This window comes from Marivita sp. S0852, from assembly GCF_046591575.1.
GTDB lineage: Bacteria > Pseudomonadota > Alphaproteobacteria > Rhodobacterales > Rhodobacteraceae > Marivita.
The window spans coordinates 1-12,806 of sequence record NZ_JBIQWA010000007.1 but is presented as its reverse complement, the minus strand read 5'-3'; the positions used below and the strand labels follow the sequence as shown (position 1 = coordinate 12,806).

Sequence of the window (12,806 nt, the reverse complement as noted above, 5' to 3'; positions counted from 1 at the left end):
GTGCGGGGTCCACACAATATTTTGCGTCTGATCCGCACAGGTGCCACCCTGGAACGCACCGGTGCCATGGGTGTCGTCCTGGACGCGTTTGATGCACCTAAGGCTTTGCGCGTCGCCGCCCGGCTTCTCGGTTGGCCGTTCAAGTGGTTGGGATACAATGGTGACCCCAATGTGCCGCCCGCCCCACGCGCCTTAACGGCCTTGGGACCAGCTTATATCAAGTTTGGTCAGGTCCTTAGCACCCGGCCCGATGTTGTCGGTGATACGATGGCAAAGCAGTTGCGTGTCTTGCAAGACAAGCTGCCGCCATTTTCCGTGGCAGAAGCCAAGGCGATGGTCGAATCCGAGCTGGGCATTCCGGTTGACAAGATCTTCTCCGAGTTCAGCGAACCTGTCGCTGCGGCCTCTATCGCGCAGGTGCATAAGGCAAAATTGGCACAAACCGGCGAAACGGTCGCGGTGAAAGTGCTGCGTCCGAATATCGAAAAAGATTTCCGCAAGGATATTGACGCCTTTTACTTTGCCGCTGGCTTGATTGAGTTTTTGTCGCCGTCATCGCGGCGTTTGCGCCCCAAGGATGTCATCACCCATTTCGAAGGCGTCGTCATGGGAGAGCTGGATTTAAGGCTAGAATCGGCCGCTGCGTCGGAATTTGCCGCGAACACCGAAAATGATCCGGGGTTTCAGCTGCCAGATGTGAAATGGGACGTCTCAGGTCGACGCGTCATGACGCTTAGTTGGGCAGAGGGGCTGCCACTTGGCGACAATGATGCATTGGATGCGGCGGGCCATAATCGCGCGGAGCTGAGCCAACGGGTTCTGCAACTTTTCCTGCAACACGCGTTACGCGACGGTTTTTTTCACGCTGACATGCACCAGGGGAACCTCAAGGTTGCAGCAAACGGCGATATCATCGCCCTCGATTTTGGCATCATGGGCCATATCGACGAATACACCCGCCGGGTCTATGCCGAGATCCTGTATGGCTTTATTCGGCGAGATTACAAACGTGTCGCAGAAGTTCATTTCGAAGCTGGGTATGTTCCAAGTGACCGCGATGTGGATGAGTTTGCCCGTGCCTTGCGGGCCGTTGGAGAGCCAATTTTCGGCATGGATGCGACACGCATCTCAATGGGTCGCTTGCTTGCCTATCTATTTGAAGTCACAGAACGTTTCGGCATGGAAACACGGACTGAATTGATACTCCTGCAGCGAACAATGGTCGTTGTCGAGGGCGTGGCCAGGTCGCTTGATCCTAAAATGAACATCTGGGATGTCGCGGGACCAATTGTTGAGGATTACATTAAAACCAGCATTGGCCCACGCGCATTTGCAAAAGATCTGGGAAAGACGGCAATGGTGTTGGCCCGGTTTGGTCCAAGACTGCCTGGTTTGGTTGAACAGGCGCTTATTGCTCAGGCTCAGGACATACCAGAGCCGCCGCGAAAAAGCGGTCGACTTGCCGCCTTGTGCTTGATCTCTGGTGCCGTTGTAGGAGGCGTGATCGTCCTGATTGTCGGGTCTGTTTTCTGACGTCGCCTTTTTGCGTAACCAAATCCTAACCATCTGGCGCTTAGTGTTCTGTCAATCCGCAGAATGCGAGGGTACCCGTGCCAGATCAAGATTCGGTAAGTTTCGCTTGCCTTGGTGTCATCGCCTTTATGGCCAGCACATTTGCCGTGCAGGCAAATATTTGCGATGACGCAGCCCAAAAAGCGGCTGTTCGCTCCACTGTACCTGTTGATGTTCTTTTAACAATCACACGGCTTGAAACGGGGCGTGGGGATACTGCAGAACCTTGGCCATGGGCCGTCAACCAGGCCGGAAACGGAACCTGGTTCAATTCGGAGGATGACGCGCGCTCCTTTGTTTTTTCAGAAATCAAAGCAGGTAAGAAAAACATCGATATTGGGTGTTTCCAGATCAACTATCGCTGGCATGCCGAAGAATTTCGCAGCCTTGATGACATGTTCGATCCCTATCAAAATGCTCTATACGCTGCGGAATTCCTGACTCAACTTCATGACGAATTTGGAAGCTGGGAAGACGCGGCCGGGGCCTATCACAGCCGCACTCCGGAATTCGGGAAAAAATATCAGGCCAAGTTTCGACAATACCGAGCAAATGTCGAACAATTGGATTTGCCCCCCCCAACTCGCCGCTCTGAGGCCGTAACACAGCCAAGAATCGTTGCTGTAAGGGGGGCTGGGTCCTTGTTTATCGATCGTTCAAACGGATTGCCATTTATAGATATCGGTCGGATTAAATGAACGGTCTAAACGTGCGAAACCTATTTGCGCAACCAACTGTTGTTCTTGCAGTGGCGTTGATGGCAATCATCGTGATGATGATTTTACCAGTGCCAGCGTTCATTCTGGATATCGGCCTGGCAACATCATTTGCGCTCGCCATTCTGATTTTCACAGTCACTTTGTTTGTTGAACGGCCTCTCGATTTTTCGGCCTTCCCGACCATTCTGCTTGCATCTCTGATGCTGCGGTTATCTTTGAATATCAGCTCAACCAAGTTGATCATTGGCCAAGGCCACACAGGAACCGATGCCGCCGGCAACGTGATCCAGGGATTCGCCGATTTTGTCATGGGCGGCAGCGTCTTTTTGGGATTGGTGGTCTTCTGCGTTCTTTTGATCGTCAACTTTATGGTAATCACAAAAGGTGCAGCACGGATGGCAGAGGTCGGAGCCAGGTTTGCGCTGGACGGCATGCCCGGCAAGCAACTTGCGATCGACAGTGATATGGCTGCGGGTGCCATCACACACGCGGATGCACGCGCCCGCCGAGCCATCGAATTGCAGGAAACAACTTTCTTTGGTTCTTTGGATGGGGCGTCCAAATTTGTCAAAGGCGATGCCGTTGCGGGGCTTTTGATCACGCTGCTTAACATCGTTGTTGGGTTGATCATGGGCACATTGATCCATGGGATGCCCCTTTGGGATGCATTTGAAACATATGCCATCCTCACAGTCGGCGATGGGCTGGTCACACAAATTCCAGCCGTCATCATCTCTATCGCGGCCGCTCTGCTTTTGGCGCGGGGCGGCGCGGTTGGTGCTACGGATATCGCGATTACCACCCAATTGGGCCGCCATCCCGCCGCACTAGCAACCGTTGCTGTGTTGATGGTGCTCTTTGCTTTGGTGCCGGGCTTGCCCTTCGTACCCTTTCTCATTGGCGGCCTCATTCTTGGTGGTTTGGCCTATTGGGTAAGCCGACATCCACCCAAAACTGAGACCATCGATGAGGAGGAGGAGGCACCGGTTTTGCCCAGAGAACGCCCGATCGGAGACGCGTTGGATCTGGATGACATTCACGTCGAATTCGCGCCGGACCTCGTGGATATGGTGCTTGATCCCGCCGATGGTCTGGATTCCCGTATCACCAATATGCGCACTCACATTGCCAGAAGCTTTGGCGTCATCATGCCGGAAGTCCGGCTCACAGATGATGCCATGCTAAAGGACGGAACATATGTCGTCCGCATACATGGTGTGGAAACGGCGCGCGGTGTTCTTCATCCCGATCTTTTGTTGGCCTTGATCCCCGAGGGAACAACCGAGTTACCAAGTGGCACGGATGTGGAAGAACCTGTTTATGGTGCACCGGCGCGCTGGATTCAACAGGAAGAACGGGTCGATGCCCAAATGGGAGGGCTTACCGTAGTGTCTCCCAGCGAAGTGCTGGCAACCCATCTTTTGGAAATTATCAAAAGAAACCTAGGCCGTCTTTTGACCATGAAGTCACTCAAACGGCTTTTGGATGAGCTGGGATCACTGTCAAACCCCGCGCGCGCGGAAGCAAACCGCACTATGATCGAGCAAATTATTCCGGACAAAGTCCCGACCGACACGCTTTTACAGGTTCTTAAGCTTCTTCTGGAAGAACAGGTCTCAATCCGAAACTTTCAACTCATTCTTGAAGCGCTTTCCGAGACGCGCGGACAAGGACATAGCGCAGAATCTTTGTGCGAGCACGTTCGCCAGCGTCTGGGGTTCCAACTCGTCGCATCAATGCGGCGCGAGGATGGAACAATTCCATTGGTTCATTTAGCCTCTGATTGGGAAAAGGTTTTTGAGGCCAGTGAACTCAAAAACGAACGCGGTGCTCCCGATGTTGCGTTGGCCCCCGAAGACTTCGAGAAACTGTCCAAAAGCGTAGCAGAAGAAATGAACCGCGCCGGTCAGAAAGGCATTTTCCCAGCTTTGGTAATCCATGGAAGGCGGCGCAGATTTCTTAAAAGCTTGATGGCAGCAAAAGGCATTTCAAACCCTGTCTTGGCATTTGAAGAAATTGGCTTGGATGCAAAACCGGCAATCGTGGGAACTGTGGCAGCATGATGATCGAAGGTCTAACACAGGAATTGAATTCTCAGCTTTGGCTCGTCTACGCAATTTTTCTAAGGGTTGGCCCCGCTATATCTTTAATGCCTGGCTACGGCGAAAAATCTGTTCCGCCTCAGGTCAAAGTCATGCTTGCACTATTTTTGTCGTCAGCCGCTGCGCCAATTTTAGAACCCTTCTTACCACCAGAACCGCCGTTGGGAAAAGAGCTTTTATATTTCACCGTCCGTGAAACAACGGTTGGATTCTTTCTTGGGCTCATCTCCCGAGGTGCCCTATTTTTACTACAGAAAGCTGGTGCTGTTATTAGTCAATCTGTTTCACTTTCCCAAATGCTCGGCAATGCCGTTGATCCGATGCCAGTGATAAGTCATATTCTAACCGTGAGTGGACTCGCTCTCTTTTTTACTACACCCTTAAGCGACCACGCGATATTTGCATTACTTTCATCTTTCCACCTTGACCTCTCAAGTCTAAGCAATCTTTGGGGATTTTTTGCCGAAAATGTTATCGCATTAATTAGCTATGTAACTGAGCGTGGGATTACGCTTTCGGCTGGATTCATTGCGTTATTCTCAATTTACTACTTATTCACTGGCTTTACAAATAAAGCCATGCCACAATTTATGATTACATTTATCGGGATACCGTTTGTGAGTTTATTATCAATTTTTTTTTATACAATCACTACGATCTAATTTTATCTACGTGGAAGGAGCAAGTAATCCCACTTGTAACCTCATCATTTCTAGGTGAAAAATGAATTCCACTGAAGAAGATCACAATGATAAACCTCACGAGGCAACACCACGAAAGCTGGAGGACGCTCGCAAAAAGGGACAAATTGTTAGGTCACAAGATACAAACACTTTTATTGCAGTCTTAATATTTTTCATCGCCTTCTCCATTTTTTTCAACGGATCAGCTACGGACATTGTCGAAGCTATTAAATTTTTCTTAGCTGAGCAGATAGAGCGTAAAGCGATCGCTTCACCCGACAACCTTACCAAACAATTATATTCATGGGTTAGCATCCCACTATTTTTTTTCTTTATTTTACCCCTTATAGTGATAACACTTGGGCTGGTAGGCGCGCGGCAAATCATATTCACATCAGATAACCTTAAATTTAAAATTTCACGTATTTCAATTATATCAAATATAAAGAAACGCCTGGGAATATCGGGTCTATTCGAATTTCTTAAAAGCACCTTAAAGTTTGGTATATTTTCGATAATTCTTGCATATTTTATTATAAGTGGAATAGATATGTATCTTGAGGAGATAATCCTATTTTCCTCTAACAACGCATTTTTAAAATTATTTCATATCACTCAAAAATGGCTAATAGTTATGTTAGCGATTTATGCATGTATCGCAATTTTAGATATATTCTGGCGAACAAAATCGCATGCAAAGAAAAACCGAATGTCGGATAAAGAAATTAAAGACGAGCATAAAAATGAAGAAGGCGATGCTCAGATGAAACAAAAAAGGCGATCCAAAGCAGAGGAACTTGCCACTAATCGTATGTTACTTGATGTACCAAAATCCTCAGTTGTTATAACAAATCCAACTCATTATGCTGTTGCATTGAGCTGGAACGGTGGCACAAACTCTGTGCCAAAATGTGTCGCTAGAGGCACTGATGAAACTGCTCGTAAAATACGCGAAGTTGCGATTGAGTCAGGCGTGCCGCTTTATCGCGATCCTCCAACAGCGCGAGAGCTTTACGCAACTGTAAAAATAGGGATGTTTATCGACCGAGATCACTATAAAGCGGTCGCAATCGCCATCGGATATGCACGTAAAATTCAAAAAATGGTTGAGGACGCTGATGGAGAATAATTTACTAAAAATTCTTAAGGTTGTTAACCTACAACTAGATCGCCTAGAAGCACAGTTAATAGAGGAAAAGCTAAAAAAAGTAGAAATTGAGCGGCAGTACTCAGATGTAATTCAACAATTACAATTTATTGCAACATCTACTATGGAAGATTCTGCTGCAGATCCGGCAATTTTTAGATACAAACAAATGCGACTTAGAAAACTAGTATGCGATTTGGAAGATCTTAAACCTGAACGCGCTCGCTCCTATGCGGCCACTGCTTCAATTGAAAATAAAGTAAAAGCAACGATGCGAAAACGCCTTGGACTACAACTGCAAATTTCGAAAATTCTAGCTGAAAAACCTCATAATGATGTGGAAATGGAGCGCTTGACAGCACTTTTCCACATCACCACGAGAGTCTAATTTGTATCCTGTCTGACCATATCGGTAATAAGTACTGTAACGTGCTGATCGGCTAGAATTTCACGCGCGCGTACCGTTAAAGCCGTTCTCACCAGCTCCAGTGTGGTTTTTGCAATTAGTTCATCCTTGAAACCATCCATCGCAGCGAGTTCGAAGAGCTCACCTAAAAAGGTATCACGCAATTTGGGTTCGGCCATCCGCACATCATCCGCCTTTGCGGCACTTACCTCCACTGCTACAGTAAGGATGACCATCGCGCGAACTCGATTTCTAACAATCACCGGTACGACAAACTGATTTGGAAGTTTTACGATCTCGGTATCTTTTTGATCGACCTCGTCGCCCACAGTTACTGGCTCGGTGCCGACTGCTATTTCTTTCGGTGCATCACTGTCCTCTGATTGTAAAAATACTGCTATAGCAATACCACCACTCAAACCTAGAACCAGACCAAGTATGGGAACAAATATTTTAAGCAATATACTTTATCCTATTAAAACGGCAGAACGGCATCTAGCACCTGTTGGCCGATCCGTGGCTGTTGAACGTCACTGATCTGACCTCGGCCCCCATAAGAGATCCGCGCAGATGCAATCTTGTCATATCCGATTTCATTTTTGCGCGTGATATCCTCACGCCTGACAAAGCCGGAAACTAATAATTCTCTAAGTTCAAAATTGACACGCACCTCTTGCGTACCTTCAATTGCAAGGATACCGTTTGATAATACACTAGTTACAGTTGCTGCAATGCGTAAAGTAAGCTTTTCATTGCGGCGAACAGATCCATTTCCTTCACTTTGGCTGGAGGCGTCGAGCTCGACCGCAGTATCCAGAGTCGCCCCGTCAGGCAAAGATTTATTCTTGCGCTGTGGAAGACCAAAGAGTTGTGGTACTCCAAGATTTTCGGATGCCGATCGGCCCCTAGACGTTGTATTCGAAATCTCTGCTTTATCGTCAATTTCGATAATGACCGTCAAGATATCACCTGTGGTATATGCACGCCGATCACCAAACAGCGAACCTTGGCTACCGCTCCACAAAGAGGCATTCCTGTAGGTTGACATGTCTTCCGTCACTGTAGGCAGACCTGAAAAGATCATGGCTTGTCTTTCGACACTTTTTTCTTGTGGAGTGAACGACGGTGGCTGGCCTACGTGATCAAAACGCGCGCAATTGGTTAGGATTAATAAGCTGGTCGTTATTATGATCGAGGTATTTTTCATATTAAGGAAGAGCTTTCAAATTACCGTCGGCTTGAACTTCGGCGGTTATTTTTGCACGGGACACTAAATTCAATGCAACAATAACGTCGCCCATGGCTCCCCGCTCCAAGGCCCGTGCTTCGGTTGTGATTGTCAACCCCCCCACAGAAAAAGTGGCTTGAACAATCTGGTTGCGTTCGACCAGTGCTGGCGGACTAAGATTGCTGAGTAATACCGGGCGGCCGGCGTAGACGGCGCGCTTCACTTCTTTTCCGATCACGGCTTTGATATTTTGGGCAGCGCCTGCAACGATCACATCCTGTGTTTCAAGCATGTCCATAGTAACAATTTCCTTCGCGCGTAGCGTTGCACGTGCGAAAACGGTTTCCGCGAAAACTCCATGAGGCAAACACGTTATTATGATAGCCATTACGTTTCGCATCAGCGCACCTGCGTCGTCGCACCAAGCATCTGATCAACTGCAGAGATAACCTTGGCATTCAGCTCATAGCCGCGTTGGGCTTCGATGAGTTCCGTCAATTCACGGACAGGATCAACGGAACTGTCTTCCAAGTAACCTTGACGAAGTGTTCCGAGTCCATCTTCCCCCGGAGTGGCAACAAGGGGACCACCCGACGCTTCAGTTTCGCCAAAAAGATTCCCACCAAGTGCTTCGAGCCCTTTGGCATTTGCAAATCCAGCAAGGTTTAATTGACCAAGCTGTTGCGGTTCTGCCGTATCCGCAAAATAAGCATAAACCTCACCTTCAGGATTGATGGAAATGCTTCGCGCATCTTGGGGGATCACGATTTCCGGCGCGACGGCAAAACCTTCGGAGGTCACGATGACGCCTTCCGCATCCCGCTTGAGCGACCCGTCACGCGTATAGGCCGTTTGTCCTGACGGCAGCGTCACTTCCAGATATCCATTTCCATCGATCGCCAGATCGAGGTCGGCATTGGTTTGACTCAGCGACCCTTGGGCGAGGTGGACAGAAACTGCCGCAGGGCGGACACCCAATCCAACTTGAACGCCGGTCGGCAGAACTGTTCCGTCAGCCGCGTTCACCGTGCCAGCACGGGCTATCTGTTGGTAATGAAGATCCGAAAATTCGGCTCTCCTCGCGTTATAGCCCGTGGTATTCATGTTTGACAGGTTATTCGAAATGACTTCAACCCGCATTTGTTGCGCGGTCATTCCTGTCGCAGCGATCTTGAGAGCTCGCATATCAAATCCTCTATTTTATAAGTGTTTTAAGGGCGGTGGTCGAACGCTCATGCTGCATATCCAGCAACTTTTGGCCCATCTCATAAGAGCGCTGCACCTCAATCATGCGGGTGAGTTGGGATATTGCGTCAACGTTTGAGCCCTCCAGATGACCTTGAAGAACTTTGCCCGTATCCGAAGGTAACAGTTCCGCATCCGTTTTGAACAAAACACCGGTTTCACGCTCTAGGTTTGCACCGGGTTCCGGCTCAACAAGCCCAATTTGTCCTAGAAGTCGGTCCCCAATGCTGATGGTACCGTCTGAGGCAATTTTTATGTCAGATTCACCCGGAGGAACATTGATCGGCGCACCACCTGCATCAAGCAAACGATACCCATCCGGGGAAACTATGTCTCCAGCAGCATCAACATTGAATGCACCAGCTCGAGTCAATCTATTTCCATTCGGTGATTCTATCTGAAAGTAACCATTTCCTTCGATGGCCAGATCAAGAACGTTTCCCGACTGAGTTAAAATACCTTGAGCTAAAGAGGTTTTTTTAACACGAGCAGCTGCCATTGATATACTTTCACCACCTTTGACAGATTCAATATATTCTGAAAATACCAATCCCTGTTGACGAAAACCAGTAGTTGCCGAATTTGCAATATTGTGTGCAATCAACTCCATCTCTCGCATCAAGCCAGATTGTCGGGTTAAAGTAACGTATCCTGTACTTTCCATTTTAGCTTCCTGCTATTGATGGGATGACAGTGGCTTGAAAGAAATCGACAAGCGTTCGTGTCATAAAACTCATCGAAACCCAAAAAACCGCCAGCATTGCAACAAGTTTGGGTACAAAGGTAAGCGTCATCTCTTGAATCGACGTTAGCGCTTGAAACAACCCAATAGACACACCCGCCAAGAGGGCAGACATGAGAACGGGCGCGGAAACAACGACAGCAATCCGAAGTGTTTCGCGAAGCAGGTCAAAGATGAATTGCTCGGTGAACATTTTTCAAACTGGCATTCTCAGGATTTCCTGATAAGCTTCGACAACACGGTTTCGCACGGTGACTGCAGTCTCAACGGCAAGCTGAGATTGCGACAACGCCTCAACCAATGCGTGCGGGTCCGCATCGCCATACATTGATCCCATTGATGTTTCTTCCGATGTTTTCAGTGTTTGGGCAAAATTCTCAGTAATTTGCGCAAAACTTTCAGCGATTGCTGCTTTAGGATCAGGTGTGGTTGCTGGTTTAAGGGCTGCATACTGCTGAGAGGCGAAAAGTGATTTTACATCCATTGATATTCTCCATTCTGGAAGATTTATTTACGTAAAAGATCCATCAAGCCGGACGACATTTGCCGTGACTGATCGAACATCTTGAGGTTTGCCTCGTAGCTGCGCTGCGCTTCCCGTGCATCTGCAATTTCAATGACGAGATCGACGTTCGACCCGATATAATGTCCGTCTTTGTCCGCCAAAGGATGGCCCGGCTCGAAAATCCGCTCGCCTTCTCGCCGATCCAGTTTGACAGCGTCCACCGCAACCTTTGGCAGGCCAGATCTCTCGACTTCGGATTTGAAAGTAATCGTTTTACGACGATAACCCGGAGTATCTGTATTTGCGACGTTCTCCGAAACAATCTGTAAACGATACGCTTGTGCTTTTAGTCCGCTGGCAGAAACGCCAAGCGCTTTTGAAAATGCTGACAAAAGGGTCTCCTATTGCTTGCTTAGGGTGGCGCGTAAAATGCCAAGCGACGCCCTGTAAACGGCCAACGCACGATCATGCTGCCGTTTGGCTTCGACCGAGTTTAAAATCTCCGACTGGAGATCGACGCCATTTCCATTGGGTTCTGCAAACAGTCTTGACGTTTCAGAACGGGCTATCGCGTTGTTTGCACCGGAAAGGTGACCGGTCCGCGTGTGTTTTAGGGCAAAGTCACCACCTATCGTGGGTAAGATGTCAGAGAAATCCCTTACAGACCTCGCGCGATAACCAGGCGTGTCGGCATTGGCTATGTTTTGCGACGTCAGAGCCTGTTTCAGGCCTGCGTGTCTGGCCATGGACATGGCAGTTTTGAAGGTATCCAGGTTCTGGAACATTTCGGGGTTTCTCCCTCGCTTGCTTCAACGAAGACTTAACCCTGATTCCTTTAAAAAGAGTTTGCAGAACAATTTTTCAGGGAATTTGATGAAAATTTTGAAGCTTGAAAATCTACAGAAAAGGGTCGCGGACATCACCCCTTCAACACCAATCGGACGCGTAAGCGGCGTCACCGGTCATGTGATCACAATTGAGGGATTTGAAAATGAGGTTAAAACTGGTGACCGCCTAAAACTGATCAAGGCCGATTCGAAAGAACTCACCGGCGAAGTCATTCGCATTGATAAATCCACGGTCACGATGCTTCCGGATGGGCCATCTGACCAGATTTCGCTTTTAGATCGTGTGTTTTCTCTAGGGCCGAGCAGAATTGCACCAAGCAAGGCTTGGATTGGACGTGTGATTGACCCATACGGCCTGCCGCTTGACGGCCGACCTCTCCCACCGGGTGACACATTGCTGGATGTTTTTCATGACGCGCCAAGCCCTATGAAACGCAAAACTCTGGGCGTGCGTTTGAACACTGGTTTCAACCTTTTCAATACGATGCTGCCAATTGTACAGGGACAACGCATTGGTATTTTTGCCGGACCCGGGGTTGGCAAATCCACTTTGCTTTCCAGCTTTACGGCCAACATAGAAGCAGACGTCGTTGTGCTTGCGTTGGTTGGCGAACGTGGGCGCGAAATTCATGATTTCACGTCGAACGTTCTTGGTGACGCTGGAATGAAACGAACTGTTGTCGTTGCCGCTGCTGCAGATGCCTCCTCGACATCCCGTGCAAGATGCCCACTGACCGCAATGCGAATATCCGAATGGTTCCGCGACCTTGGATATCGTGTTCTGCTCATCGTTGATTCAATAACACGCTTTGCCGAAGCTCAGCGCGAGGTTGCAATAACGGCAGGCGAATTTCCCAGCTTACGTGGCTTTCCGGCGTCAACACCGTCGCAAATTACAAAATTGGCAGAACGCGCCGGCCCAGGAGAATTTGAAACCGGAGATATTACCGCAATTTTTAGTGTCTTGGTCGCGGGTTCAGACTTTACCGAACCCGTATCAGATATGTTGAAAGGTGTTTTAGATGGTCACATTTTGCTTGATCAAACTCTTGCCGAGCGGGGGCATTTTCCAGCGGTCAACCTTCTGCAATCGGTATCAAGGGCGCTCCCAAAAGCCGCGAACGACGTAGAAAACGAACTGATATCACGCGCACGCGCTCTGAAATCAATCTACACCGAAGCTTCCACGATGATTAATGCTGGACTATACACGCCTGGAAGTAATACGGAAATCGATAAATCAATCGAATTTGAAAAACACTTTTCCAACTTCTCAACGGGCTCAGAGACGAAAGGCTGTTCTGCAAGTTTCGAAAAATTGCGGTTATGCTTGCGAAGTAGTATTAACGGCACTCAATCTGTACCGCAAAACTGAAAATTCCGTGGAGTTCAGTTGAAAGATGAAACGAAATTTATCGTAATGTATTGAGACTTTTAACTTTGTCAAAACCTTCTAGGGTCAGGATGCATTGATTTTCAACGCGTTGCGTGTTTCACGGCTCGGAAAACGGAGCGGTAACATGAGCGACCTTTTCTGGCTGACCGATGAGCAGATGGCCAAGCTGTCTCCTTTCTTCCCGAAGTCGCACGGCAAGCCGCGGGTCGATGA

At 48.6% G+C, this 12,806-nt stretch carries 16 protein-coding genes and 1 pseudogene; 8 read left to right on the top strand and 9 right to left on the bottom strand.

Annotated features, from left to right (window positions below; genetic code table 11):
- From ubiB to ACG74X_RS15230, 6 genes are all read left to right on the top strand, one after another.
- The gene (gene ubiB / locus ACG74X_RS15255; protein WP_411235954.1) at positions 1–1,533 is read left to right on the top strand and encodes a 2-polyprenylphenol 6-hydroxylase; all 1,533 of its coding nucleotides are present in this window, start codon (positions 1–3) and stop codon (positions 1,531–1,533) included.
- Between the two features lie 77 nt (positions 1,534–1,610).
- Positions 1,611–2,270 (top strand): lytic transglycosylase domain-containing protein, encoded by a 660-nt coding sequence (locus ACG74X_RS15250; RefSeq protein ID WP_411235953.1) that lies wholly within the window; start codon positions 1,611–1,613, stop codon positions 2,268–2,270.
- Positions 2,267–4,354: a flagellar biosynthesis protein FlhA gene (flhA, locus tag ACG74X_RS15245; protein WP_411235951.1), complete on the top strand. Its 2,088-nt coding sequence runs from the start codon at positions 2,267–2,269 to the stop codon at positions 4,352–4,354. The genes ACG74X_RS15250 and flhA overlap by 4 nt, the downstream gene beginning before the upstream one ends.
- Positions 4,351–5,055, top strand: coding sequence for a flagellar biosynthetic protein FliR (locus tag ACG74X_RS15240; RefSeq protein ID WP_411235950.1), 705 nt, complete (start codon positions 4,351–4,353; stop codon positions 5,053–5,055). Before flhA ends, ACG74X_RS15240 begins: the two co-directional genes overlap by 4 nt.
- Before the next feature lie 61 nt (positions 5,056–5,116).
- Complete coding sequence (locus tag ACG74X_RS15235; RefSeq protein WP_411235949.1) at positions 5,117–6,205, top strand: flagellar biosynthesis protein FlhB; 1,089 nt, start codon at positions 5,117–5,119, stop codon at positions 6,203–6,205.
- Positions 6,195–6,611 (top strand): hypothetical protein, encoded by a 417-nt coding sequence (locus ACG74X_RS15230; protein ID WP_411235948.1) that lies wholly within the window; start codon positions 6,195–6,197, stop codon positions 6,609–6,611. Before ACG74X_RS15235 ends, ACG74X_RS15230 begins: the two co-directional genes overlap by 11 nt.
- Here ACG74X_RS15230 and ACG74X_RS15225 read toward each other — a convergent pair.
- Genes ACG74X_RS15225 through ACG74X_RS15185 form a run of 9 tightly spaced genes read right to left on the bottom strand, consistent with a single transcriptional unit; the run spans position 6,608 to position 11,134 of the window.
- On the bottom strand, positions 6,608–7,090 hold the full coding sequence (locus ACG74X_RS15225; RefSeq protein ID WP_411235947.1) for a flagellar basal body-associated FliL family protein: 483 nt from the start codon (positions 7,088–7,090) through the stop codon (positions 6,608–6,610). The two genes, ACG74X_RS15230 and ACG74X_RS15225, sit on opposite strands and share 4 nt — an antisense overlap.
- 14 nt (positions 7,091–7,104) lie before the next feature.
- Positions 7,105–7,836 (bottom strand): flagellar basal body L-ring protein FlgH, encoded by a 732-nt coding sequence (gene flgH / locus ACG74X_RS15220; protein WP_411235946.1) that lies wholly within the window; start codon positions 7,834–7,836, stop codon positions 7,105–7,107.
- 1 nt (position 7,837) lies between these two features.
- Positions 7,838–8,245 carry a flagellar basal body P-ring formation chaperone FlgA gene (flgA, locus tag ACG74X_RS15215; protein ID WP_411235944.1) on the bottom strand — a complete coding sequence of 136 codons (408 nt, stop codon included), beginning with the start codon at positions 8,243–8,245 and terminating at the stop codon, positions 7,838–7,840.
- Between the two features lie 11 nt (positions 8,246–8,256).
- Complete coding sequence (gene flgG, locus ACG74X_RS15210) at positions 8,257–9,042, bottom strand: flagellar basal-body rod protein FlgG (RefSeq protein WP_411235943.1); 786 nt, start codon at positions 9,040–9,042, stop codon at positions 8,257–8,259.
- 10 nt (positions 9,043–9,052) lie between these two features.
- Complete coding sequence (locus tag ACG74X_RS15205) at positions 9,053–9,766, bottom strand: flagellar hook-basal body complex protein (RefSeq protein WP_411235942.1); 714 nt, start codon at positions 9,764–9,766, stop codon at positions 9,053–9,055.
- Position 9,767: 1 nt separating this feature from the next.
- Positions 9,768–10,037 (bottom strand): flagellar biosynthetic protein FliQ, encoded by a 270-nt coding sequence (locus tag ACG74X_RS15200; RefSeq protein ID WP_411235941.1) that lies wholly within the window; start codon positions 10,035–10,037, stop codon positions 9,768–9,770.
- A 3-nt stretch (positions 10,038–10,040) separates the two neighbouring features.
- A complete protein-coding gene (gene fliE / locus ACG74X_RS15195; RefSeq protein WP_411235939.1) occupies positions 10,041–10,328 on the bottom strand; it encodes a flagellar hook-basal body complex protein FliE in 288 nt (95 codons plus the stop codon).
- Between the two features lie 23 nt (positions 10,329–10,351).
- The gene (flgC, locus tag ACG74X_RS15190; RefSeq protein ID WP_411235938.1) at positions 10,352–10,741 is read right to left on the bottom strand and encodes a flagellar basal body rod protein FlgC; all 390 of its coding nucleotides are present in this window, start codon (positions 10,739–10,741) and stop codon (positions 10,352–10,354) included.
- A gap of 9 nt (positions 10,742–10,750) precedes the next feature.
- Positions 10,751–11,134 carry a FlgB family protein gene (locus ACG74X_RS15185; RefSeq protein ID WP_411235937.1) on the bottom strand — a complete coding sequence of 128 codons (384 nt, stop codon included), beginning with the start codon at positions 11,132–11,134 and terminating at the stop codon, positions 10,751–10,753.
- 88 nt (positions 11,135–11,222) lie between these two features.
- Between ACG74X_RS15185 and ACG74X_RS15180 the strand changes: the two genes are divergently transcribed.
- Together ACG74X_RS15180 and ACG74X_RS15175 are read left to right on the top strand one after the other, a co-directional pair.
- Positions 11,223–12,572 carry a FliI/YscN family ATPase gene (locus tag ACG74X_RS15180; RefSeq protein ID WP_411235936.1) on the top strand — a complete coding sequence of 450 codons (1,350 nt, stop codon included), beginning with the start codon at positions 11,223–11,225 and terminating at the stop codon, positions 12,570–12,572.
- Positions 12,573–12,717: 145 nt separating this feature from the next.
- Positions 12,718–12,806 (top strand): annotated as a pseudogene (locus ACG74X_RS15175) (IS5/IS1182 family transposase); the annotation flags it as partial.